Annotated in this window: 21 protein-coding genes; 10 read left to right on the top strand and 11 right to left on the bottom strand. The window is 77.1% G+C overall.

Going from position 1 to position 23,114, the window contains the following annotated elements; all coding sequences use genetic code 11:
- Positions 1-2: 2 nt before the first annotated feature.
- A complete protein-coding gene (zwf, locus tag BJ989_RS02045; protein ID WP_179516794.1) occupies positions 3-1,478 on the bottom strand; it encodes a glucose-6-phosphate dehydrogenase in 1,476 nt (491 codons plus the stop codon).
- Positions 1,479-1,537: 59 nt separating this feature from the next.
- Between zwf and BJ989_RS18545 the strand changes: the two genes are divergently transcribed.
- Together BJ989_RS18545 and BJ989_RS02035 are read left to right on the top strand one after the other, a co-directional pair.
- Positions 1,538-2,395: a methyltransferase gene (locus BJ989_RS18545; RefSeq protein WP_179516793.1), complete on the top strand. Its 858-nt coding sequence runs from the start codon at positions 1,538-1,540 to the stop codon at positions 2,393-2,395.
- 39 nt (positions 2,396-2,434) lie between these two features.
- Positions 2,435-2,707, top strand: a complete 273-nt coding sequence (locus BJ989_RS02035) for a hypothetical protein (RefSeq protein ID WP_218848672.1) — start codon at positions 2,435-2,437, stop codon at positions 2,705-2,707.
- A gap of 15 nt (positions 2,708-2,722) precedes the next feature.
- On the opposite strand, the gene BJ989_RS02030 is transcribed toward BJ989_RS02035, so the two are convergent.
- Positions 2,723-3,661: a hypothetical protein gene (locus tag BJ989_RS02030; protein WP_179516791.1), complete on the bottom strand. Its 939-nt coding sequence runs from the start codon at positions 3,659-3,661 to the stop codon at positions 2,723-2,725.
- Entirely contained in the window at positions 3,654-4,502 is an 849-nt protein-coding gene (locus BJ989_RS02025) for a hypothetical protein (protein ID WP_179516790.1), read from the bottom strand. The genes BJ989_RS02030 and BJ989_RS02025 overlap by 8 nt, the downstream gene beginning before the upstream one ends.
- A 41-nt stretch (positions 4,503-4,543) precedes the next feature.
- Between BJ989_RS02025 and BJ989_RS02020 the strand changes: the two genes are divergently transcribed.
- The 5 genes from BJ989_RS02020 (at position 4,544) to BJ989_RS02000 (ending at position 13,088) form a co-directional block, all read left to right on the top strand.
- Positions 4,544-5,815, top strand: coding sequence for an MFS transporter (locus tag BJ989_RS02020; RefSeq protein WP_343049010.1), 1,272 nt, complete (start codon positions 4,544-4,546; stop codon positions 5,813-5,815).
- Positions 5,816-6,038: 223 nt separating this feature from the next.
- Positions 6,039-6,965, top strand: coding sequence for an ABC transporter ATP-binding protein (locus BJ989_RS02015; protein WP_343049009.1), 927 nt, complete (start codon positions 6,039-6,041; stop codon positions 6,963-6,965).
- Positions 6,962-7,675 (top strand): ATP-binding cassette domain-containing protein, encoded by a 714-nt coding sequence (locus BJ989_RS02010; protein WP_218848671.1) that lies wholly within the window; start codon positions 6,962-6,964, stop codon positions 7,673-7,675. Before BJ989_RS02015 ends, BJ989_RS02010 begins: the two co-directional genes overlap by 4 nt.
- Complete coding sequence (locus BJ989_RS02005; RefSeq protein WP_179516789.1) at positions 7,672-10,011, top strand: FtsX-like permease family protein; 2,340 nt, start codon at positions 7,672-7,674, stop codon at positions 10,009-10,011. The genes BJ989_RS02010 and BJ989_RS02005 overlap by 4 nt, the downstream gene beginning before the upstream one ends.
- Complete coding sequence (locus BJ989_RS02000; protein WP_179516788.1) at positions 10,008-13,088, top strand: FtsX-like permease family protein; 3,081 nt, start codon at positions 10,008-10,010, stop codon at positions 13,086-13,088. Before BJ989_RS02005 ends, BJ989_RS02000 begins: the two co-directional genes overlap by 4 nt.
- A 33-nt stretch (positions 13,089-13,121) precedes the next feature.
- On the opposite strand, the gene BJ989_RS01995 is transcribed toward BJ989_RS02000, so the two are convergent.
- From BJ989_RS01995 to BJ989_RS01980, 4 genes are all read right to left on the bottom strand, one after another.
- Entirely contained in the window at positions 13,122-15,131 is a 2,010-nt protein-coding gene (locus BJ989_RS01995; RefSeq protein WP_179516787.1) for a penicillin-binding transpeptidase domain-containing protein, read from the bottom strand.
- 35 nt (positions 15,132-15,166) lie between these two features.
- Positions 15,167-15,976 carry an ABC transporter permease gene (locus BJ989_RS01990; RefSeq protein WP_179516786.1) on the bottom strand — a complete coding sequence of 270 codons (810 nt, stop codon included), beginning with the start codon at positions 15,974-15,976 and terminating at the stop codon, positions 15,167-15,169.
- Positions 15,973-16,950: an ATP-binding cassette domain-containing protein gene (locus tag BJ989_RS01985; protein WP_179516785.1), complete on the bottom strand. Its 978-nt coding sequence runs from the start codon at positions 16,948-16,950 to the stop codon at positions 15,973-15,975. The genes BJ989_RS01990 and BJ989_RS01985 overlap by 4 nt, the downstream gene beginning before the upstream one ends.
- Before the next feature lie 89 nt (positions 16,951-17,039).
- Positions 17,040-17,690 (bottom strand): hypothetical protein, encoded by a 651-nt coding sequence (locus BJ989_RS01980; protein ID WP_179516784.1) that lies wholly within the window; start codon positions 17,688-17,690, stop codon positions 17,040-17,042.
- Positions 17,691-17,934: 244 nt separating this feature from the next.
- Between BJ989_RS01980 and BJ989_RS01975 the strand changes: the two genes are divergently transcribed.
- Positions 17,935-18,417: a redoxin domain-containing protein gene (locus BJ989_RS01975; RefSeq protein WP_179516783.1), complete on the top strand. Its 483-nt coding sequence runs from the start codon at positions 17,935-17,937 to the stop codon at positions 18,415-18,417.
- 33 nt (positions 18,418-18,450) lie between these two features.
- Here BJ989_RS01975 and BJ989_RS01970 read toward each other — a convergent pair whose 3' ends face one another.
- Entirely contained in the window at positions 18,451-18,846 is a 396-nt protein-coding gene (locus BJ989_RS01970) for a VOC family protein (protein WP_179516782.1), read from the bottom strand.
- A gap of 74 nt (positions 18,847-18,920) precedes the next feature.
- Here BJ989_RS01970 and BJ989_RS01965 point away from each other — a divergent pair, with 74 nt between their 5' ends.
- Both BJ989_RS01965 and BJ989_RS01960 read left to right on the top strand, forming a co-directional pair.
- The gene (locus tag BJ989_RS01965) at positions 18,921-20,135 is read left to right on the top strand and encodes an acyl-CoA dehydrogenase family protein (protein ID WP_179516781.1); all 1,215 of its coding nucleotides are present in this window, start codon (positions 18,921-18,923) and stop codon (positions 20,133-20,135) included.
- Positions 20,132-20,764, top strand: coding sequence for an MBL fold metallo-hydrolase (locus BJ989_RS01960; RefSeq protein WP_179516780.1), 633 nt, complete (start codon positions 20,132-20,134; stop codon positions 20,762-20,764). The genes BJ989_RS01965 and BJ989_RS01960 overlap by 4 nt, the downstream gene beginning before the upstream one ends.
- A 121-nt stretch (positions 20,765-20,885) precedes the next feature.
- Here BJ989_RS01960 and BJ989_RS01955 read toward each other — a convergent pair whose 3' ends face one another.
- The 3 genes from BJ989_RS01955 to BJ989_RS01945 all read right to left on the bottom strand — a co-directional run bounded on the left by BJ989_RS01955 (position 20,886) and on the right by BJ989_RS01945 (position 23,020).
- The gene (locus BJ989_RS01955) at positions 20,886-21,827 is read right to left on the bottom strand and encodes a GNAT family N-acetyltransferase (RefSeq protein ID WP_343049008.1); all 942 of its coding nucleotides are present in this window, start codon (positions 21,825-21,827) and stop codon (positions 20,886-20,888) included.
- A 177-nt stretch (positions 21,828-22,004) separates the two neighbouring features.
- Positions 22,005-22,643: a YceI family protein gene (locus BJ989_RS01950; protein ID WP_179516779.1), complete on the bottom strand. Its 639-nt coding sequence runs from the start codon at positions 22,641-22,643 to the stop codon at positions 22,005-22,007.
- A gap of 224 nt (positions 22,644-22,867) precedes the next feature.
- The gene (locus BJ989_RS01945; protein WP_179516778.1) at positions 22,868-23,020 is read right to left on the bottom strand and encodes a hypothetical protein; all 153 of its coding nucleotides are present in this window, start codon (positions 23,018-23,020) and stop codon (positions 22,868-22,870) included.
- Positions 23,021-23,114: the final 94 nt, after the last annotated feature.

Here is a 23,114-nt window from a genome sequence, read left to right as displayed (position 1 = left end):
GCTCACCGCAGCCGCCAGCCGCCGGCGGGGAGGTCGGCGGCGGCCTCGGGGCCCCAGGAGCCGACCGGGTAGGGGTGCACCTCGGGCCGCTCGTCGAGCAACGGCTGCACCACCTCCCACAGCCGCTCGACCTCGTCGGCGCGGGTGAAGAGCGTCTGGTCGCCGCGCACCACGTCGAGCAGCAGCCGCTCGTAGGCCTCGAGGGGGCGGGCGTGGTGCGCCTCGTCCTCGCCCTCGTGGCCCGTGTGGTCGACCTCGCCGAGGTCGAGGCGCAGGGCACCGTGGGTCAGCGACATCGCGGGGCCGGGGTGCTTGGCGCGGACGTCGACCTGGACCCGCGGGTCGTCGGTCAGCTCGAGGACCAGCTCGTTGGGGCAGGGGTAGCCGTGGAAGACGTGCGAGTCGGGCTCGCGGAAGCGCAGCGTGACCGTGCGCCGGGTCTGCGCCATCGCCTTGCCCGTGCGCAGCCAGAAGGGGACGCCCCGCCACCGCTCGTTGTCGACGTGCATCTCGAGGGCGACGAAGGTCTCGACGTCGGAGTCGTCGGCGACGTCCTCGTCGTCGCGGTAGCCCTCGAACTGGCCGAGCACGGCCCGGCTCGGGTCGAGCGGGCGCAGGTCGCGGAAGACGGCGGCCTTGGCGTCGCGCAGGGCACCCGCGTCGAAGGCGCCCGGGTCCTCGAGCGCCACGAAGCCCAGCAGCTGGGAGAGGTGGGTGGAGACCATGTCGCGCAGTGCGCCGGTCGACTCGTAGAACGACCCGCGGCCCTCGAGGCCGAGCTCCTCCGGCACGTCGATCTGCACCTGGGCGACGGAGTGGCGGTCCCAGGCCGGCTCGAAGAGGCCGTTGGCGAAGCGCAGCGCCAGGATGTTCTGCACCGCCTCCTTGCCGAGGAAGTGGTCGATGCGGAAGACCTGGTCCTCCCCGATCACCTCGTCGAGCGTCGCGTCGAGGTCACGGGCGCTGGCCAGGTCGAGACCGAAGGGCTTCTCCACCACCAGCCGCGCGCGGTCGGTGAGGCCCTCGCGGCCGAGCATCCGGATCATCCCGTCCATCGCGCCCGGCGGGACGGAGAGGTAGAGCAGGCGGCGCGCGCCGTCGCCGAGCCGCTCCTCGGCCTCGCGGACGGCGGCGGCGAGGTCGGCGCCGTCGTCGGCGCTGGCGGTCTGGAAGGAGACCCGGCCGACCAGGTCGTCGAGCGCGTCAGCGTCCGCCTCGTCGCCGAGCGCGTCCGCCAGCACCTCGCGCACCTGCGCGCGGAACTCCTCGTCGGTGCCCGGGGAGTGGCGCCCGCTGCCGATCACCGCGAACTCGCGGGGGAAGAGGCCGGAGGCCGCGAGCCGGTAGAACGCCGGGAAGAGCTTGCGCTTCGCCAGGTCGCCCGTCGCGCCGAAGAGCACGAGCACGTGCGGCGGCAGGTCGTCGGCGAGGTCGGCCGTCGGCTCGGTCGGCTCGGGGGTCGTGGGCTGGTCGGCCATGGCTCCTGCATACCGGCCGACGGCAAGGGCCGGGGTGGGGCGGGTGCGAGGCTGGGGCGGTGAGCGAGGCGGACCCGCTGGTGGCGCGGCTGCGCGCGGCGGGGTGCGTCTTCGCCGAGGAGGAGGCCGCCGAGCTGCGCGGCAGCGGGCGGGCCGGCGCCGCGCTGGAGGCCCTCGTCGCCCGGCGCGTGGCCGGCGAGCCGCTGGAGCACGTCGTGGGCTCGGTGCTCCTCGGGGGCGTGCGGCTGCGGGTCGACCCCGGCGTCTTCGTGCCGCGCCAGCGCACCCTGCTGCTGGTCGAGGAGGCGGCGCGGCTGCTCACCGCGGCCCGCGCCGACGGTCGCCCGGGGCCCGCCGCCCCGGGGCCCGCCGCCCCGGGGCCCGACGCCCCGGGGCCCGACGCCCCGGTGCTCGTGGACCTGTGCTGCGGCGCCGGGCCCGTGGCCGCGGTGGTCGCGCACCGGGTGCCGGGGGTACGGGTGGTCGCGGGCGACCTGGACCCGCGGGCCGTGGCCTGCGCGCGCGCCAACCTCGACGCGGCGCCCGGCGGGGCGTCGGCGGTGGTGGCGTGCGGCGACCTCGACGCCGTGGTGCCGCCGGAGCTGGCCGGTGCCGTCGACGTGCTGACCGCGCACGTGCCCTACGTGCCGACGGCGGCCCTCGCCCTGCTGCCGCCCGAGGCCCGCGAGCACGAGCCCGCGGCGGCGCTGGACGGCGGCGCCGACGGCCTCGACCTGCTGCGCCGGGTGGCCTCCGCTGCGCCCCGCTGGCTGCGGCCCGGCGGGACGCTGCTGGTCGAGGTGGGCGAGGGGCAGGTCGACGGGGCGGGCGCGGCGTACGCCCGGGCGGGGCTGGCCCCGCGGCTGCTCCGCGACGACGAGCGCGGTGCGCTGGTGCTGGCGGGCGAGCGGGCGTGAGCCCGAGCCGGGCGGGTACGGCGGGTGGTGAGGGCGGCGGTGGCGGCGACGGACTCGTGGGTGGACCCCGACGGCGTGCGCGCGCCTGCCGGCGAGGTGCACGCGTGGCTGCGCGGCACCAACCAGACGCTGTGCGGCGTGCCCACCAAGCGCGCAGGGCTCGCCCGCTTCTCCCACGTCGAGTGGGCCGACGTGCAACCGGCCACGGGTCGCGACGCCGACCGGGTCACCTCGGTGTGCCGCCGGTGCCTGGCCGCCACCGGCCACCGTCGCGACAGCAAGCCGTGGACCAGGACCGACCCGCGACCGTGAGGGGCGGCCGCCCGCTCAGCCGGTGAGGCCGCAGGCCTCGAGCGCGAAGTCGAGGGCCGCGCGGGCGCCGGCGGGAGGCATCCGCACCACGAGCTCGGCGAAGAGCGGCTCGCGGCCCGGCTCGTCGAGGCGCACGTCGAGGCGGAAGGCGGTCGCGCCGCCGGCCTCGAGGAAGGCGTGGGAGTCGCACCGCGCGGGCGCGACGGGCAGCTGGATGACGCGGGTCCGCTCCAACCCGCCCACGGGCAGCCGAGGGGCCCAGAAGGGCAGACCGCCCGCGGGCGCGAGCACGGGGGTGCCGTTGACCGTCTCGAGGGTCAGCGTGGCGCCGGGGACGCGTCCGGTCGGCTCGACCTGCAGCAGCAGCCGCGCGGTCGCGGCGGTGCCCTGGCCGGTGGTCGGCACCTCGTCGAGGAAGGCGAGGCGCGCCACCCGTGCGACGCGCCGCGCCTGGCACGCCGACGTGGCGTACGCCGCGACCGTGCCGTTGTCGTCGGTCACCGGCACCTCCTCGCGGCCGCCCTCCCAGACGACCTCCAGCACGCCCGCGGCGTCGCCGTCGACCGGGCAGGCGGCCGGCGGCAGCGGCACCGGGAAGCCGAGCTCACGGCCGGCCGGCACCTCGCGCAGCCGCTCGGCGAGGACCTCGCGGGTCAGCCGGCCGTCGCGGTAGGTGAGCCGCGTGGGGGTCAGCGGCGCCCCCGTCCCGTTGCCCAGCCACACCTGCACCTGCCCGGCCGCCGCGTCGCGCGACGACTGCCGCAGGTCGGCGGTCAGGGGCGGTCCGTCGGGCGCTGTCGACGTGTCCGCGGGGCCCGGGGTGCTCCCGGCCGCGGCGCCGGAGGCGTCGCCCGCCGAGGCCCGGTCGTCGGCGGGGCCCGGGTCGGTCCCGCCGCTGCAGCCCACGAGGAGGCACGCGGCCAGGGTGAGCGCCGCGGCGCGCCGGCTACCCACGCGCGCTCCTGCGACGGCGGCGGGGTGCCAGCGCGGCGAGGACCAGCACGACGGCCGCGACGACGGAGGCCACGACCGCCCAGGCCCGCAGGCCCGAGGTGACCTCGTCGTAGACCAGGCGCGCCACCTGCTCACCGAGGACGAACGAGCGCGACCCCACCTCCTCTGCCGCGACCGTGCCACCGGCTCTGACCGCCAGCCACAGCAGCAGGCACGTCACCACCGACGCCGCGGCGGCGGTGACCAGCGTCGCCCGCCGCCCACGCGGCAGCAGGGCGAGCACCAGCACGGCGGCCCACACGACCGGCAGGGCCGGGGACGCGGCGTCGACGAGGCGGTAGGCCTCCCGGGCCCGGTCCGCGTCCTGCGCAGAGGCCACGCGCAGCGGCAGGGGCGCGTCGACCTCGGGCGGCGCGGGCAGCCGCAGGTCGCGGGCGAGGGTCGCGAGCACCTCGTCGACCAGCGGGTCGAGGCGCAGGACCAGCTCGTCGCTGCGCTCGCCCTCCAGGGCCGTGGTGAGCTGGGCGTGCAGCTCGGCGTTGGCGTCGCGCCACGCCCGCGCGAAGGCGTCGCTGCCCACCACCGCGCGGCTGGCGCGGCTCGTCACGTCAGCGGCCGCGCTGCCCACGACCGGGCCCAGCGAGGCCGCGACCTGCTCCTCCGCGACGCCCGTCAGGCGGGTGGCGACGGCATCGCGCACGGCGGGGTCGTCGGCCAGCGGGCCGACCGCGTCGACGTACGCCGTCGTGTCGGTGACCGTGCGCTCCGCCCAGGCGGCCGTCAGCGCCAGCGGCAGCAGCGCGGCCGAGACGAGGGCGAGCAGCGTGGCGAGGAGGCGCACCCTCCGACCGTAGCCGCCCGCGGCCGCCGTAGCCTCCTGCGGTGCAGATCCGGGGCCTGCTGGCCGACACCCGACCGCTGCAGGACGCACACTTCCGTCGGCTCTGGCAGGCCAACATCGTCACCGTCGTGGGTGCGCAGCTGACGGTCGTGGTGGTGCCGGCGCAGATCTACGCGATGACCGGCTCCTCGGCGTACGTCGGTCTCACCGGCGTCTTCGGGCTGGTCCCGCTCGTCGTCTTCGGCCTGTGGGGCGGCGCGCTCGCCGACGCGTTCGACCGTCGCACCATCCTGGTCGTCACCACCGTGGGCCTGATCGCGACCGCGGTCGCCTTCTGGGCGCAGGCCGCGCTCGACGTCGGGAGCGTGTGGCTGCTGCTCGGGCTCTTCTCGGTGCAGCAGGCCTTCTTCGCGGTCAACCAGCCGACGCGCAGCGCCGTGCTGCCGCGGCTGCTGCCCGCCGACCTGCTGCCGGCCGCCAACTCGCTCAACATGACCGTCATGCAGGCCGGCGCGATCGCCGGACCGCTCGTGGGCGGGGCGCTGCTGCCGGTGCTCGGCTTCTCCTGGCTCTACCTGGTCGACAGCATCACGCTGCTCGCCACCCTCGGCGCCGTGGTGCGGCTGCCGCCGCTGCCCGTCGAGGGCGTGGTGACGCCGCCGGGCCTGCGGTCGGTGGTGGAGGGGTTCGCCTACCTGCGCGGGCACCCGGTGCTGCTGATGTCGTTCGTCGTCGACGTGGTCGCGATGGTCTTCGGCATGCCGCGCGCGCTCTTCCCCGAGATCGCCGACGTCGACTTCGGCGGCCCGGCCGGCGGCGGGCTGGCCTTCGCGCTGCTCTTCGCGGCGATCCCGGCAGGCGCGGTGCTGGGCGGCGTCTTCTCCGGGTGGGTGTCGCGGGTCGAGCGGCACGGCCTCGCCGTCGTGCTCGCGATCGTGGTGTGGGGCGTCGCGATCACCGGCTTCGGGGTCGCGGTCGGGCTGGCCGACGGGCGGGCCGGCGTGTGGCTGTGGCTGGCCGTCGCCGCCCTGGTCGTCGGCGGCGCGGCCGACATGGTCTCGGCCGCCTTCCGCACCACGATGCTGCAGGCGGCCGCCTCCGACGCGGTCCGCGGCCGGCTGCAGGGCGTCTTCATCGTGGTCGTCGCCGGCGGCCCGCGGGTGGCCGACGTCGCGCACGGCGCCACCGCCGCCGCGGTCGGCACCGCCGTCGCGGCCGCCGGCGGTGGGGTGCTGGTGGTCGTCGGCACCGTCGCCGCCGCGCTCCTCGTGCCGGCGTTCGTGCGCTACCGCGTCACCGCTGCGCCGCGCTGAGCGGGTGGCCGGGGCGTCCTGTTCCGTACGGTCGTGCTGCCCAGGACGGTCACCGGCCGGTTGCACAGCCAGGTCCAGCACCACCGCGCGGAGCTCGGCGCCACGGTCACGACCCGGACACGATCGGCGCGCCGGCCTTGCGGGCCGGGCGGGCGCGACGGTCGGATGACTCGTTGCACGGCACACGCGTCCCGTGCGTGCGCGGGAGCGGGAGGGGGAGCCGGTGAGCCTGGGGTACGTCGCGCCGTCCGGTGGCCGCGCCGGTGACGGCGACCCCGGTGCACCCGGTGCACCCGGTGCGCCCGGCGCGCCCGGCGGGCTCGGTGTGCGCTGCGAGGGCGTCGTGCACCTCTACCGCACCTTCGAGGGCCACGACGTCGTCGCGCTGCAGGGCGTCGACCTCGAGATCGACGCGGGCGAGCGGGTGGCCTTCCTCGGCCCGTCGGGCTCGGGCAAGTCGACCCTGCTCGCGCTGCTCGGCGGCATCCAGCGACCCAGCGCCGGCCGCATCTTCCTCGGTGACGAGGAGGTGTCGCGGATGGGCGAGCGCTACCTCGCCCGGCTCCGCGCGCGCCGCGTCTCGACGATGCTGCAGGGCGCCTCGCGCAACCTGCTCACCTACGCCACCGCCCGGCAGAACCTCGGTTTCGCCCGGCTGGCGCTGTCGGCCCGCGAGCGCCGGGAGGTGCTGCCCGAGGAGGAGCTGCTGCGCATGGTCGGCCTCGCGCAGCAGCTCGACCAGGTGGTCGCGACGATGTCGGGCGGTCAGCGCCAGCGCCTCGCCCTGGCCTGCGCGGCGTCGACCGGGCCGCAGCTGCTGCTCGCCGACGAGCCCACCAGCCAGCTCAGCCACGAGGACCGCGACCACGTGCTCACGCTGCTGCACCGCCTCGGAGACGACCTCGGCACGACCGTCGTCGTGGTGACCCACCAGCCGGAGGTCGCCGCGACCTTCCCCCGCACCGTGACGATGAAGGGCGGCCGGGTCGGCGCGGAGGGGCGCGACGGCTCGGAGTACGCCGTGGTGGGCGCCGAGGGCGTCCTCCACCTGCCCAGCCACCTCGCCGCGGAGTGGCCCGCCGGCACGCTGGTGCGCATCGAGCCCGAGGAGCGCCGCCTCGTGGTGAGCCGCCCGGAGGACCACTCGTGAGCCGGCCCGCGAGCGGCGCCGTGAGCCCGCCCGCGCGCCCGCCCGTGGGCCCGCTCGAGGTGCGCGACGTCTCCCTCGCGGTCGGACCCGAGCGGCGGCTGCTGCTCGACCGCGTCGACGTCACCTTCCCCCCAGGCCGCCTCACCGCGCTCTCGGGACCGAGCGGGTCGGGCAAGACCACGCTCCTCTCCGTCGCCGGCGGCCTGCTCGCCCCCAGCGAGGGCACCGCGACCCTCGCGGGCTCGCCCACCTGGCGGGGCAGCGGCGACCCGCGCCCCGAGGTCGCCTTCGTCCTGCAGGTCTACGGCCTCGTGCCGGTGCTGTCGGCCCGCGAGAACGTCTCGGTCGCGCTGCGCGCCCGCGGGGTGCGCGCCGCAGAGGCCGACGAGCGGGCGGAGGCCGCGCTCGCCCGCTTCCACGTCGCCGACCTCGGCGACCGGCAGGTCGAGGAGCTCTCCGGCGGCCAGATGCAGCGCGTCGCCCTCGCACGCGGCCTCGTGGTCGGCGCCGACGTGCTGCTCGCCGACGAGCCCACGAGCGAGCTCGACGAGGGCAACCGCGGCCTGGTGCTCGCCGAGCTGCGCGCCGAGGCCGACCGCGGCGCCGTCGTGGTGGTCGCCACCCACGACCCGGCCGTGGTCGCGGCCTGCGACGACCACCACGCGCTCGACGAGGGCCGGCTCGTGCCGGCCCGCCCGCTCGTCGGATGAGCCGCGCGCTGCGCGGCGCCCTCCGGCGTCGCGCCCTGCTCCTCGCCCTGCTCGCGCTCACGCTCGTTGTGGTCGCCGGCACCGTCGGGGTGACCGGCTTCGCGCAGGCCGCCGGCACCTCGCCGACCCTCGTCGTGCCGCTGCTGGTGCTCGGCCTCGTCGCCGTGCCGTCCGTCGGCCGCGAGCTCGCCGTCGCACGTCGCGACGAGGTGGCGCTGGCCCGGCTGCGCGGCGCCGACGTGCCGCAGGTGGTCGGCCGGCTCGCCGGCGAGCCGCTCGCCGCACTCCTGCTCGGCACCGCCGCAGGCGTGCCCCTCGGCCTGCTCCTCGCCCGCGCCTCGGCCGCGGCCTGGCTCGACCGGGCCGCCGCGTTTGTGCCCACGCCCGGCACGGTGGTCGCCTGCCTGGCGGTGGTCGTCGTGGGACTGGTCGGGGTCCTCGTCGGCACCGCGGGCGTGGTGTGCGAACCGCTCGCCGACCAGGTCGGCACCGCGCGCCGCACCCGCGCCGCGGGCGCCGGCACGCTCTTCGCCCGCGTGCTGGTCGTGGTCGCGGCCGTCGTGGCGGCGTACCGCAGCCGCGTGGTCGGGGACGGCGCCGTCGACGCCGACCTGGTGACCCTCGCGGCGCCCGCGCTCGTCGGCCTCGCGGTCGGCGAGGCGGCTGTGCTCGGGCTCCGGCTGGCCGCCCGCGCGGCGGTCCCGCTGACCGCGCGGCGCGGCACCGCTGCCTTCCTCGCCGTGCGGCGGCTCGGGCGCGCCGCCGACAGCGCCGCGGCCGTGCGCCTGCTGGTCGCGGCCGCCGTCGTCGCCGGGCTCGCGCTCACCGGCGCAGGCGCTGTGGACGGGTGGGCCGAGGAGACCGCACGACTGCGGGCGGGCGCACCGCTCGTCGTCGAGTACGACGGCAGCGCGGCCGCCGCGCTGCGCACCACGCGCGACCTCGACCCCGCCGGCGACTGGCTGGCCGCGGCCGCCGTCGTCGACGGCGGCGAGGGAGCGGAGCGCCGTGCCTTCGTCGACGCCCGCCGGCTGGCCCGGGTCAGCGGCGAGCACCTCGACCCCACCGGTGCTGCGCGGGTCGCCGGGCTCGCGCGTCGGCTGCCGGCCGGGCGCCGCGCCGTGCTGGTGGAGGGGGACCGCCTCGAGGTCGACGCGGTCTCCCGGGGGGCCGAGCCTGGGTCGCTGCTGCTGAGCGTCGACTACGTCGCCGACGCCGACTACACCGAGACCGCCGTGCTGCGCCTCGACGTCGCCCCCGACGGCACCGTGCGCGGCGGCGCGGCGGCGCTGCCCGGCTGCGCCCGGGGGTGCGTCGCGACGCGGCTGCTGCTCGGTCCCGCCCCCGGGCGTCCGGCGCCCCGGGTGAGCGTGCGGGCGCTGCGCGTCGGTGGCACCGACCTGCTCGCCGCCGGGTGGGACCCGCTCGACCCGCAGGCAGCGCTCGCGCCCGACGGCGAGCGCCGGGTCGTCACCTGGGCCGGCGGGATCGGCACCACGGGTCTGCTGGGCGACGACGTCGCGCTCGTGCCCGCCGCCGCGGGCAGCGTGCTGCCGGTGCTCGCGGCGCCGGGTGCGTCACCGGGGGCGACCTCCGACCCGTCGGTGGGACGGGCGCCAGGCCGCGCGGAGGGCGAGGTCGGCACCGTCAGCGGGCCCGGCGGCGACCGGCGCCCGGCACGGGTGGTGGCCACGCTGCCGGCGCTGCCCCTGGTGGAGGGCGAGGGCGTGCTCGCCGACCTCGCCTCGGCCGTCGCGGCCTCGCCGCCGGGGGTGGCCGACAGCCGCGTCCTGGTGCTCGCCCGCGCCGACACCCCGGCGCCGGTGCTGCGCGCGCTGGCCGCCGAGGGCGGCGGGTCCGTGCGCACCCTCGACGACGTGGCGGCGCAGGTGCGCGACGCGACCGGCGCCGCCCAGGCACGGGCGTACGCCGTGGTGGCCGTGCTGGCCGCGGTCGTCGCCGTCGTCGCCGTGGCCGCTCCCGCGCGCGGCCGCCGTGCCGCCCGCCGCCAGGAGGTGGCGGCGCTGCGGCTGCTCGGCGTGCCGCGCCCGACCCTGCGGGCCGCGGGTCGCCTCGACGTCCTCGGCCAGGCGGTCGCGGTGGCGGTCGCCGGCGCGGTCGGCTGCCTGGCGGCGGTGGCACTGCTGCTGCCGCACCTGCCGCTCGTGCGCGTGCCCCGCACCGCCGTCGCCTTCGACCCCGCGGCCGACCCCGGGGCCCTGGCGCTCGCGCTGCTCGGCGCGGTGGCGGTGTGCGTGCTCGTCGGTGCCGGGGCGCGGCGCGTGGGGGAGCGGCACACGGCCCCCGCGGTGCTGCGCGAGGAGGTGCAGGGGTGAGCGGACGCACCGGCTCGACGGGCCTGGCGACGGTGCTGCGCGGCGTGCGCGCGCGGGCGCTGCTGTCGGCCGGCTCGGTGCTGCTGACCCTGCTCGCGGTGGGCAGCGCCGTGCTCGGGCCGGTCTTCTCGGTCGCGGTCACCAGCAGCTACCTCGTCACCCGCCTCGACGACGCCCCCGCCACGCTGACCGGGCTGACCTGGGTCTTCGAGCCCGGGGCCGACCCCGCCGGCGCGGAGGCGTCCGCCCGCGGCGCGGTCGCGGCACTCGACCCCGGGCCCTTCTCCCCGCTGCGGGTGCAGCGCGAGTCGACGCGGTTGCCGGGCCTCGGCGGCGAGGTCCAGCTGCTCGCCAAGGAGGGGGCCTGCGCGCGGCTGGCCGTCACCGGTCGCTGTCCGAGCGGGGCCGACGAGGTGCTGCTGCTCGAGGGCGACCTCGAGCGCAGCGGCGTCGACCTCGGCTCGATCGTCGCGGTCGACGCCGGCGGGCGGAGCCTCCTGCTCGAGGTGGTCGGCAGCTACCGTGCGCCGGCGGCCGACGACTACTGGTTCGACGCGCTGCGCTTCGTCAGCACGCCGGCGCAGGGCGAGGACTCCGGCAGCGGGGAGCAGCCCTACCGTCCCGCACCGCTGGTCGTGGACGCCGTGGTCTTCGACCGGTTGCCTGCCGGCACGTGGTCGCTGCGCCTCGATGCACCCTTGGCCGTCGACCCGACGTGGACGACCGCCGACCTCGCCCCGGCCGTCGCCGCCGCGGAGCGCCTGGCCGAGGTCGAGGCGGACGCGCCGGGCGGCCGCCTGACCGGGGTGTCGCTCAACGACCTGCGCGCCGTGGCCGCCGAGGTCGAGGCCGAGCAGGCCACCGCCCGGTCGTCGGTCGCACCCGCGGTGCTCTCCCTCGTGCTGGTCGCGCTCGCCCTGCTGCTGCGCCTGCTGCTCGCGGCCGGTGAGCTGCGGGTGCCGGAGCTCGCCTTGGCCTCGCTGCGCGGTCTCACGGGCCGGCGGTTGTGGGCGCTCGGCCTGGCCGAGCCGCTGGTGGTGCTGCTCGCCGCGGTGCCCCTCGGCGTGGCCGGCGGCTACGCCCTGGCGTGGGTGCTCGCGCGGGCGTGGCTGGTGCCGGGGCTGCCGGTGCGACTGCCGGGCCTCAGCCTGGTCGCGGCCGCGCTCGTCGTGCTCGCGGCGGTCGGGGTGGCGGTCGTCGCGGTCGGGCTCGTGCTGCGCACCGGGCTCGCCGCGCAGCTCGCGGGCGCCCGCCGGCCGACGGGGCGCACCCGCACCGGGCTGGTCCTCGAGCTGCTGGTGTGGGCCGCGGCCCTCGCGGTGCTCGCCACCGAGCTCGGCGGCGCGCAGGGTGACCGGCCCGACGCGACCGACCTGGTGCTGCCGGTCCTGCTCGCGGTCGTCGCGGGCCTGGCCGCCGTGCGCCTCACCGGTCGGGTGGCCGGCTGGTGGACCCGCCACCGCGCCCGCAGCCGCTCGCTCGCCGGCTTCGTCGCCGCACGCGCCCTGTCGCGCCGCCGCGAGGGCACGCTCGTCGTCCTCCCGCTCACCGCCGCGGTCGCCGTCGGCGTCTTCTCGGTCGGCGTGCACGACGCCGCGGCGGGCTGGCGCGGCAGCGTGGCCGCGACGGCGGCGCCGGCGGCCTCGGTCTGGCGCTCCGACCTGCCGCTCGCCGCGACCGTCGAGCTCACCCACGACCTCGACCCCGACGGCCGCTGGCTGATGGCGGCCAGCAGCGGCGCCCTCGGCCGGCAGCGGCTGAGCGTCGTCGACACGACGCGCCTCGCGCGGGTGGGTGCCTGGCCCGACACCTGGACCCCCGGTCGCGACGCAGCCGACGTCGCCGGGCTCATCGGGCCGCAGGGGGAGGTGCCGCGGCTGGTCGGCCGCGAGGTCGGCCTGACCGTCGAACCGCGCCCGTCGCGGGGCGCCGCCGAGCCGCTGGTCGTCGAGCTGCGGCTGCGCACCCCCGACGGCGAGCCCGCCCGCACCTACCTCGGCCCCTACCCGGCCGGCCGCGCGACGACGCGCACCACCGACCTGGGCGGGTGCGAGGCCGGCTGCCGGCTCGAGGGCCTCACCGTCGGGCGCGCCGCCGGCCTGCAGGTGCGGCTCAGCGGCAGCGTCGTGCTGCGCGACCTCACCGTCGACGGCGAGCCCGTGCCCGGCGCGCTCGACGAGGCCGGGTGGGCCCCCACGCCGGAGTACGCCGCGGCCGGCGCCCTCACCGACCTCACCGCCGCCGACGGGGAGCTCACCCTCGCGGTCGACAGCGGGGACGACGAAGCCGTCGTGCGGCTCACCTCCGGCGGGGTGCCGCTGGCCGCCCCGGTGCTCGTGGGCGCCGACGCGGTCTCCGGGCTGGAGACCGACGAGGAGGGCCGCACGGTGCTGCGGCTCAGCTCGGGCGACCTGGTCGTCGAGCCGCGCGGCACCGCCGCGAGCACGCCTTTCACCGGCCCGGCCGGGGTGCTCGTCGACGCCACCGTGCTGGCCAACGACCGGCCGTTCTACGACGAGGCCTTCACCACCACCGTGCTCGTCGCCGCCGACGCCCCGGCGGCGGTGCGGGAGTCCCTCGCCGGCCAGGGGCTCGTCGAGACCGCGACGCTGGCCGGCACGCGCGCGGCGCTGGACCGCTCGGCGTACGCCCTGGCGCTGCGGCTCTACCTGGTCGTCGCCGCGCTCGTGCTGCTGATGGCGACGGCCGGGCTCGTGGTCAGCACCGCGGTGCAGCTGCCCGCGCGTCGTCGTGACGCGGCGGCGCTGCGGGTGGTGGGGGTGCGGCGCGCCACGGTCGTCTCCGCGGTCGTGCGCGAGACCGGCGTGGTGCTCGGCAGTGCGGCGCTCGCCGGTCTCGGCGCCGGCACGCTCGCGCAGTGGGTGGTCACACGGACCGTGACGCTCGGCTTCGGCGAGGACCTCAGCACCCCCGCGCTCGTGGCCGACGTCGACGGCGGGCGGCTGCTGGCGAGTGCGGCGCTCGCGCTGGCGGCGCTCGGCGCGGTGGCCGTCGTCAGCGCGCTCCTCACCGTGCGCGGCGCCCGCGGCGCGTCGCTGCGCGAGGACGCCCGCTGAGGCTGCCCCCACGGCGCCCAGCCCGAGGAGGTGTCACCGCAGGTCGCGAGCCGCTCGCAGCAGGGCCTCCAGCAGCGGACCGGCCGTGCGGGATCCCGACGCCCCGTCCTCGACGAAGGCGGCCACCGCCAGGTCGCCCTGGGCCGCGACCATCCAGGCGTGCGTGGCCAGCTCGCCGGCGGCGTCGGGCTCGCCGTGCTCCGCCGTGCCGGTCTTGGCGAGCACCGGTGGCCCCGGCGCGTCGGCCAGGGCCGACCCGCTGCCCGAGGTCACCACGGCGCGCAGCAGGTCGCGCAGCTGCGCGGCCTCGCGCTCGGTCAGCGGCGTCGTCGGTGCCACCTGGTCGACCCGCTGGTCGGGCAGCAGCTGCGGCAGCACGGCGCGGCCCGCCTGCACCGAGGCGACCACGGCGGCCATCGCCAGCGGGGAGGCCAGCACCTGGCCCTGGCCGATCAGGGCCGCGGCCGCGCCGGTGCGCGACGCAGGCGGGGGCACCTGCCCGAAGTAGGCCGGGAAGCCGAGGTCGTGGTCGACGCCCAGGCCGAGCGCGGCGGCGGCCTCGGTCAGCCGTGACGGCTCGACCCGGCGCCGCTCCGCGATGAGGGCGGTGTTGCACGAGCTGGCGATCGCCCGCCGCAGCGTGATCCGGCCGAGGTCGGCGGCGGGGTAGTCGTCGTAGTTGGAGAAGGCACGGCCGTCCACGACCTCCTGCGGCGCGCAGGTCACCGTGTCGTCGGGCCCGAGGCCGGCGCGCAGCAGCGCGAGCGCGGTGACGACCTTGGCGGTGGAGCCGGGGGCGTACTGGCCGAAGGAGGCGGTGGGCAGCCCGGCCGACCCCGGGCCGTCGGCGAGCACCAGCACCTCGCCGCTCGAGGGGCGCAGCGCCACCAGGGCACTCGGCGGCCCGACGTCGGCGAGCAGCTGCTCGGCGCGGGTCTGCAGCTCGAGGTCGAGGGTCGTGCGCAGCGGTTCGCCGTCGACGGGGTCGGCCTCGTGGAGCACCCGGGGCTCGCCCGTCGCGCCGTCGTCTCCGACCACCACGGCGCGCACCTGCACGCCGGGCGTGCCGGCGAGCTGCTCGTCGTAGCGCCCCGCGAGCCCGGACAGGCCGACCAGGTCACCGGGCTGCACGCGGCCGCCGGACTCCTCGACGACCTCGGCGGTGGCCTCGCCGACGCGGCCGAGGAGCGCCGCGGCGAAGTCGCGGCTGGGCGCCAGGGGTCGCGTCGTGCCGATCGTCACCGCGCCCGGCGTCGCCCGCAGGCGTCGCACGAGTCGCGGGGTCGTGTCCTCCTGGCGCAGCACGATCGCCTCGACGAACGCCCGGGGGCCCGCCGCCCGCACCTGCTCGACGTACGCCGCGGGGTCGACGTCGACGGCCTGTGCCACCGTGCGCGCCGCCCGGTCGAGGCCGGCGCGGCCGACCTGGGTCTTGTCGACGCCGACGCGCACGACCGGTCGCTCGGTGACGAGCGCGGCACCGCCGCGGCCCAGGACGTCGCCTCGCGCCGGGGCGAGCTCCACGAGCTCGAGCTCCTCGCCCGGGCGCAGCGAGGGCTCGACCACGTCGGGGGACCACGCCGCGGCCCAGTCGCCGGTGCCGGTGCCGGTGAGGGCCAGCCGGCTGGTGTAGGTCCACGCCCCGCTCGGCAGCGGCCACGACCAGCGGAGCGTCGCGGTGGCGCGGGGTGCGCCCTCGCTGCCCTCACCGCTCCCTCCGCTCTCTCCGCCCTGTCCGCCCGCGAGGTGCTCGACCTCGTCCAGGGTCACCGCGGGCTCGAGGTCGCCCATGCCGTCGACCACCTCGACCAGCGCGGCCGTGGCCGTGGCGGGGTCGGCCCCGTCCGCGAGCGGGACCTCGGCCAGGTCGCGCGCGGCGAGGCCGCGGACCGCCTGCTCGGCGGCGGCGCGGGCAGCGGCCCGGTCGGCCTCGTCCCCTCCGCCGCCTCCGGTGCAGGCGGCCAGGCCCGTGGTGAGGAGCAGGACGGCTGCTGCGGTGCGGGTGCGGTGGCGGGTGCGGTGACGGTGGTGGTGTGCGGACACGTGGATCCCCGAGACGTGTGGTGGGCCGACGCCGGTCAGCGGCTGGTCGAGCGGCGGAACTGGGCGTTGGCCAACGGCACGAAGACCGCCAGCACGATCGCGGACCAGATCAGCGTGTAGACCTCGGGGTTCTGCAGGGCCCACGACGTCAGCTCGCGCTCGTCGACGCCCGCGGTGTTGCCGAACCGCTCACGGGCGGCCTGGGTGACTGCGGAGATCGGGTTCCACTCGGCGAAGGTGCGCAGCGGGCCCGGCAGCGTGGAGAGCGGCACGAACGTGTTCGCGATGAAGGTCAGCGGGAAGATGATGATGAACGAGGCGTTGTTGACGACCTCGGGTGTCGGCACCAGCAACCCGATCCACGCCATGATCCAGCTGATGGCGTAGGCGAAGACGAGCAGCAGCAGGAAGCCGACCGCGGCGTCCACGACGCCCTCGCGGATGCGCCAGCCGACGAGCAGGCCGGTCAGCGACATGACCACGAGCACGATGACGTTGTTGACGACGTCGGAGAGCGTGCGGCCGAAGAGCACGGCCGACGGTGACATCGGCAGGGTGCGGAACCGGTCGACGATGCCCTTCTGCACGTCCTCGGCGAGGCCCGCACCGGTGATGGTCGCGCCGAAGACGACCGTCTGGGCGAAGATGCCGGCGATGAGGAACTCGCGGTAGGCGCTGCCGCCGCCGCTCCGGTCGATCGCGCCGCCGAAGACGTAGGCGAAGAGCAGCACGAACATGATCGGGCTGAGCGTGGTGAAGACCAGCAGGTCGGGGACCCGCTTGATCTTGATCAGGTTGCGCTTGGCGACGACGAGGCCGTCGGTCACCGGGCTGAGGGCGCTCACCGGCCCACCTCCGTGGTCTCGGTGCCGGCGTCGGCGGTGCCACCGGTCAGGGTCAGGAAGACGTCGTCGAGCGTGGGGCGGCGCAGCCCGACGTCGTCGACGGTGATCTGCTCGGCGTCGAGGGCGCGCAGCGCCTCGGCGAGCCGGGCCGCCCCGCCGGTGACCGGCACGAGCAGGCCGCGGCGCTGCTCCTCGCGCACCACGGGGCCGACGGCCATGGGCGTGAGCACCTCGGCGGCACGGTCGAGCCGGTCGGCCTCGTGCACCGTGATCTCGAGCCGCTCGCCTCCCACCTGCGCCTTGAGCTGGTCGGCGGTGCCCTCGGCGATCACCCGGCCGTGGTCGATGACCACGATGTTGTCGGCGAGGAGGTCGGCCTCCTCGAGGTACTGCGTGGTGAGCAGCAGCGACGTGCCGCCCGCCACCAGGCCCTTGATGACCTCCCACATGTCGGTGCGCGAGCGCGGGTCGAGACCCGTCGTCGGCTCGTCGAGGAAGAGCACGGGCGGGCGGGCCACCAGGGCGCCCGCGAGGTCGAGGCGTCGGCGCATGCCGCCGGAGTAGGTCTTCGCCGGTCGGTCCGCGGCGTCCTCGAGGCGGAACTCGCGCAGCAGCTCGCGGGCGCGCTCGCGCGAGGCCCGCTTGCCGAGGTGGTAGAGCCGGCCCACCATGTCGAGGTTCTCGAAGCCGGTGAGGTACTCGTCGACCGCGGCGTACTGCCCCGAGACGCCGATCGAGCGGCGCACGCCCGCGGGGTCGGCCAGCACGTCGACGCCGGCGACCTCGGCCGTGCCGGAGTCGGGTCGCACGAGGGTGGTCAGCACCTTGACGGCCGTCGTCTTGCCGGCGCCGTTGGGCCCGAGGACGCCGAGCACGGCACCCTCCGGGACGGTCAGGTCGAGCCCGTCGAGGGCTCGCACGTCGCCGTAGGTCTTGACCAGCCCCTCGGCGCGCACTGCGGGTCGTGTCGTCACGGGTCTCACCCTGACAGGTGGCACCGACAACCTTCCACCGACTTGCGGCGACCTGCGGGTGACGCCGAGGGGTCGGCGGGGGTACGCGGTCAGCCGCGCTGGGCGGGGAGCGTCAGGACGGTGTCGAGCAGGTCGGTGACGCCGTCGGTGGTGGCGCCGACCGGGCCGGTGACCGGCTGCGTCGCGCCGCCGGTGGCACCGTCGACGGTGCGGGTGAGCGTCGTGACGACGGGGTCGACGGCCGCGGACGCCGGGCCCTCCGGCTGCGCCGGGGGCGGCGGGTCGGGCGTCCCGCCGGGAGGCGGGCTGCTCGGGGGAGGACTGCTCGGGGGAGGACTGCTCGGCGGGGGGCTGCTCGGGGAGCCGCCCGGCGGGTCGACAGCGGGCGCAGGGGCCGCGGGGGCCTCGACGCCGGCGCCGCTGACGGCCGGGACCGCGACGGCGCCGCCCGGCACGCCACCTTGGCGGCCGGGCTGCCCGACCGGCTCGGCGACGGTGGGGGCGGGCGGCTCGGTCACGACCTCGCCCTGGCCCTCGCCGCCCGGCTGCACGCTCGAGGGCGACTCGGGAGCCGCGAAGGGCACGGGCACGGGCAACCGGCCCTGCACCACGGTGGCGACGCCGAGCGCGACGACGGCGACCGCGGCCAGGCCGATGCCGACGCTCGCGAGCACGGTGTCGCGCCGGCGGCGGGCGGCGGCCTCCGCGGGCAGGGCGGGCAGCGGTGCGGTCGTCGGCACGTCACCCTCCTGTCCGGCCCCAGGGCCCTGGTGTCCCGGACCCTCGCCCGGACGCGGCCATCCTCGCCCGGCACGGACCACCGCGTCCGGGCTTTGCCCGAAGGTGTGAGGGTGGTCTCGACCGCACCCCGCCGGTTCCCCCATCCAGGTGGACTCCGGCGCCGAACCACCACCGCTCGCGCCGGCGTACCTCGCCCGGCCCGACCTGCACCGCCGACGACGCGCCCGACCCGGGAGGACCACCGTGCCCACGCTGACCGACTTCACCGCCGCCACCCCGACCGGGGAGGAGAAGCCGCTCTCGGAGTACGCCGGGAAGGTCGTGCTGGTCGTCAACACCGCCTCGCAGTGCGGCTTCACGCCCCAGCTCGAGGGGCTCGAGAAGGTCTACCAGGACTACCGCGACCAGGGCCTGGTCGTGCTGGGCTTCCCGTGCGACCAGTTCGGCCACCAGGCGCCGGGCACCGGGGCGGAGCAGGGGGAGTTCTGCCAGCGCAACTACGGCGTGTCCTTCCCGATTTTCGAGAAGGTCGAGGTCAACGGACCCGGCGCCCACCCGCTCTACCAGTGGCTGCGCAGCGAGAAGTCCGGCCTGCTCGGGAGCAAGGTGAAGTGGAACTTCACCAAGTTCCTCGTCGGTCGCGACGGCACCGTGCTCAAGCGCTACGGCTCGACGACCAAGCCCGAGAAGATCGCCGCCGACATCGAGGCCGCGCTCGCCCGCTGACCCGCCTGCTCGACGACCGGGAGGTCGCGCGCCTCAGGCCCCCGGCAGGAACAGGCAGAAGGGGTGGCCGTCGGGGTCGAGCAGCACCCGCAGGACGTCGGGCTCGGGCTGGTGCTCGGCCACCCGGGCACCCAGCGCCTGCGCGCGGCCGACCGCGGCCTCCAGGTCGTCGACGAGCACGTCGAGGTGCAGCTGCATCTGCTGCTGGCCAGGCCCGGCGGGCCACACCGGCGGCACGTGGTCGGTCTCGAGCTGGAAGGAGAGCCCGGGGTCCTCGCTGTCCGGAGGCCCGATGCGCACCCAGTCGGGCTCCGACTCGCGGACCTCCCACTCGAGCAGCTCACCCCAGAACTCCGCGAGGCCGCGCGGGTCGGGTGTGCCGACCACGGTCGCGCGCAGCCGGAACGTCGGGGAGTGGGTGTCGACCATGCGCCCACGCTAGGCGTCCCGGCACGGCGCCGGACCCCTCCCGCGGGTGGGTGACCGACCAGTAGGTTCCGCTCGTGACGACGCCATCGTTCGACCTCGGCCCCGACCACCTCGAGCTGCAGCAGTGGGTGCGCACCTTCGCCCGCGACGTCGTGCGCCCCGCCGCGGCGGAGTGGGACGAGCGCGAGGACTTCCCGTGGCCCGTGCTGGAGGAGGCCGCCAAGATCGGCCTCTACTCCCTCGACTTCTTCGCCACGCAGTCCTTCGACGAGACCGGCCTCGGCATCCCGGTCACGATGGAGGAGCTCTTCTGGGGCGACGCCGGCATCGGCCTGGCCATCGTCGGCACCACCCTGGCCGCCGCCTCCGTGCGCGCCAACGGCACCGACGAGCAGGTCGGCGAGTGGGTCCCTGCGATGTTCGGCACCCCGGGCGACCTGCGCACGGCCGCCTTCTGCTCCTCCGAGCCCGACGCCGGCAGCGACGTGTCCGCGATGCGCACGCGCGCGGCGTACGACGAGGCGCGCGACGAGTGGGTGCTCGACGGCACCAAGACCTGGGCGACCAACGGCGGCATGGCCGACATCCACGTCGTCACGGCGGTCGTCGACCCGGAGCTCAAGGCGCGCGGCCAGGCCAGCTTCGTGGTGCCGCCGGGCACGCCGGGGCTCAGCCAGGGCCAGAAGTTCGCCAAGCACGGCATCCGCGCCTCCCACACCGCCGAGGTGGTGCTCGACGGCGTGCGCCTGCCGGGGCGCTGCCTGCTCGGCGGCAAGGAGCGGCTCGACGAGCGGCTCGCACGCGCCCGCGAGGGCTCCGGCGACCGCACGCAGCCGTCGATGGCGACCTTCGAGCGCACCCGCCCCGCGGTCGGCGCGCAGGCGATCGGCATCGCGCGCGCGGCCTACGAGTACGCGCTGGACTACGCCCGCCAGCGCGAGCAGTTCGGCCGCCCGATCGTCGAGAACCAGGCAATCGCCTTCATGCTCGCCGACATGCGCACCTCGATCGACGCGGCGCGGCTGCTGGTGTGGCGCGCGGCGTGGATGGCGGCGCAGGGCAAGCGCTTCGAGGCCGCCGAGGGGTCCATGTCCAAGCTGGTCGCCGGCGAGACCGCGATCGAGGTCACCGGCAAGGCGATGCAGATCCTCGGCGGCAACGGCTTCACCCGCGACTACCCCGTCGAGCGGATGGCGCGCGACGCCCGCATCTACACGATCTTCGAGGGCACCTCCGAGATCCAGCGGCTCGTCATCGCGCGCGCGATCTCGGGGGCGCGGCTGCGGTGAGCCCGCCCGAGGGACCGCGCCGCTTCGCCGGGCACATTGCCGGGGTCGGTTCGACCTCGGGCGTGCGCGTCGTGCTCGGCCGGTGGCACGACACCCCGCTCGGTCCCTTCGCCGACGCGATGGTCGAGCGGGCCGACGGGCACCGGGTGCTGCTCGCCCCCCGACAGGAGGTCGCCCACTTCATCGCCGGCACCTACACCTTCGACGAGGTGCGGGTCGAGCCGTTCGCGGTGTCGCCGGCCGGCCCCCACGGCGTACGCCGCGGCGCACGGTGGGCGGTGCGCTCGCCGTCGCTGACCATCGACCTCGAGGTCGGCCGCCGGCTGCCGCTCGGGTGGCTGCTGCGGCTCGTGCCTGCGCCGGTCGCCACCGCCCCGGCGTGGTGCGCCGTCACCGACCCGGTCGCGCGCCGCGTGCTGCGCGGCGTGCGCACGCGCGGCTCGGCGGGCGGAGGGCGCGAGGAGTTCTACGGCGCGACCGACACCCGGGCGGTCGTCGCGGCGTGGGGGAGCTTCGACGGCGTCGACCTCGGCGCGCTGGCGCCCCTCGACCCGCCCGCGCGGTTCGGCTTCTCCTCCGCCCCGCCGCGCCCGTCGGTCACGGCCGTCGTCACCACCGTCGTCGGCTGAGGCGCGCGGGGCCGGGCCGGGGTGCGGGCGTGGTCCCCGTCAATTGCTCGGTTGTGGCCCGGTTACTTGTCGGTAAATGGGCCACAACCCAGCAATTGACCGGACGGCGCGGCGCCCCCGCTCAGAGCGCGACGCCGCGGTTGAGCCAGGTGGGGGTGACCTCCATCCCGACCCGCTGGTAGAGCCCGAGCGCGCCGGTGCGCGAGTCGGTCGACAGCTCGGAGCGGGTGGCGCCGTGGGCGCGGGCGGCGGCGAAGGCGTCGGCGAGCAGCGCCTGCCCGAAGCCGAGACCCCGCCGGTCGGCGCGCACGGCGAGCTTGTCGACGAAGCCCGTGCGCTCGGCGCCCTCACCGGACAGCACGACGTGGACCGCGCCGACCACGACGCCGGCGGCGTCGGTGACCACGCGCAGGCACCAGGGCTCGAAGCCCGGCCGGCCCACGGTCGTCGCGGACCAGTCCGCGAAGTCCTGCCGGTCGCGGCGTGACCACTCGAGGAAGGCGTCCTCGACCACCTCGTGCGCCGCGCGGTGGTCGTCGGGGCGCGCCTCGCGGACGGCGTGGCCCGCGGGCAGGGTCGGGGCCGCGACCTCCCGGCCGGGCGGCAGCTGGAGCACCCAGGAGGTCCAGCGCACGCGCCACCCGAGCGCGGTCAGCAGCCGGTCGCCCGGCGAGCCCTGCGGCACCGGCATCCCGATCTCGGTGGCGCCCAGCCGACGGGCGCGGTCCTGCAGCCACCCGGCGAGCCAGGTGCCGATGCCGCGGCCGAGCTCGTCGGGGTGCACGCACGCGTCGCCGCGGTCGCCGCCGGTCACCTCGGCGTAGCCCACCAGCCGCTCGCCGTCCAGGACGCCCACGGCGCTGGCGGCGAGGTCGTGGCTGGGGCGCGACCAGTCCGCCTCGACGTCGGCGAGCTCGACGACCTGCTCCCCGACGTCCGCGACCTCCTGCGCCGCGATCAGGTCGGTCACGGCCCGGGCGTCCTCGAAGCGCAGCGTGCGCTGGGTGAGCCCGTCGGGCAGGGGCACGGAGTACGCCGCGCTCGCGGCCGTCGCGCTGGTCACGGCCCCAGGGGACCACCCGGCCGGGGTCGGTGTCTCCCGGTTTCCCGCCGTCGGCCCGGACCGGCAGGACCGCCTACGCACGACGGGGCCGCCGCGACGTGCGCGGCGGCCCCGGGGCGGCGAGGCGGGCGGACCAGAGCCGGCCCGGTCGGTGGTGCTGCGAGGTGTTCGGAGACCTCAGGCGGAGCGGATGGCGGAGACGTCGAAGCCGAGCTTGACCTTCTCCGACACCAGGACGCCGCCGGTCTCGAGCGCGGCGTTCCAGGTGAGGCCCCAGTCCTTGCGGTTGACGACGACCTCGCCCTCGAAGCCGACGCGGGTGTTGCCGAAGGGGTCGGTCGCCGAGCCGGTCTCCTCGAAGACGACGGTGACGGGCTTGGTGACGTCCTTGATGGTCAGGTCGCCGGTGACCGTCCACTCCGAGCCGTCGCGCTGCACGTCGGTGGAGCGGAAGGTGATGGTCGGGTAGGTCGCGGCGTCGAAGAAATCGGCCGAGGCGAGGTGCCCGTCGCGGTCGGCGCTGCCGGTGTCGACGCTGGCGACCTGGATGGTCAGCTGCACCGAGGAGGCCGCCGGGTTCGCGGTGTCGACCGTCGCGGTGCCCTCGAAGTCCTTGAACGCGCCGCGGACGGTGGTGACCATCGCGTGGCGGGCCGAGAAGCCGACGTGGGAGTGGCTGGCGTCGATCGTGTACTGCCCCGAGACGTCGGCGAGCGCGGTGGTGCCGGCGTCGAAGGCGCCCGCGGGGGCTGCGGTGGCGGGGGCGGGGGCGGTCGAGGTGGCGGTGCGGGACTCGCTGCGGTTGAAGATGCCCATGGCGGGTGGCTCCTGGAGGGTAGTCGTTGAAGGTTCAATCACCACTGTAGTGGGTGGTAGTTGAGACGTAAACCAAAACTGCGCGCCGGGTTGTTCCGGGCCGCTCCCGCGCCCGCGCCGGTGGTCTGGACCGGGGACGCGACGACGGCGCCGCCCTGGGGTGGGGCGGCGCCGTCGGTGGCTGGTGCGCGGCGGTCAGGTCGGCAGGTGGTGCCGGACCTCGCTCAGGCGGCGTGCTGGTGCGCGCCGACCGGCGCGGGGGCGTGCGGGGCGCCCCAGTGCATCTCGAGCCGGGTGCGCCCGCGCGCGTCGGTCACCGGCACCCAGTGCGCGACCAGGCCGGTCGCGACGGGTCGGCTGGTCATCGTGGAGTCCATCGTCGGTCACCTCTCGTTCACTTCCTGTTCACCTACGGTAGCCCCGCTCCCCCGCCCCGACAACCGGAACGGGTGAGGTGCTCCGCTCCTCCAC

Origin of the sequence: Nocardioides perillae (genome assembly GCF_013409425.1) — a bacterium.
Lineage (GTDB): Bacteria > Actinomycetota > Actinomycetes > Propionibacteriales > Nocardioidaceae > Nocardioides > Nocardioides perillae.
This window is presented reverse-complemented; position numbering and strand designations above follow the sequence as displayed.

Excerpts from the sequence above, each read along its gene's own strand:
- BJ989_RS01950 (WP_179516779.1), bottom strand. The coding sequence starts at position 22,643 with ATGGGCATCTTCAACCGCAGCGAGTCCCGCACCGCCACCTCGACCGCC.
- zwf (WP_179516794.1), bottom strand. The coding sequence starts at position 1,478 with ATGGCCGACCAGCCCACGACCCCCGAGCCGACCGAGCCGACGGCCGAC.
- BJ989_RS01945 (WP_179516778.1), bottom strand. The coding sequence starts at position 23,020 with ATGGACTCCACGATGACCAGCCGACCCGTCGCGACCGGCCTGGTCGCG.
- BJ989_RS02005 (WP_179516789.1), top strand. The coding sequence starts at position 7,672 with ATGAGCCGCGCGCTGCGCGGCGCCCTCCGGCGTCGCGCCCTGCTCCTC.
- BJ989_RS01970 (WP_179516782.1), bottom strand. The coding sequence starts at position 18,846 with ATGGTCGACACCCACTCCCCGACGTTCCGGCTGCGCGCGACCGTGGTC.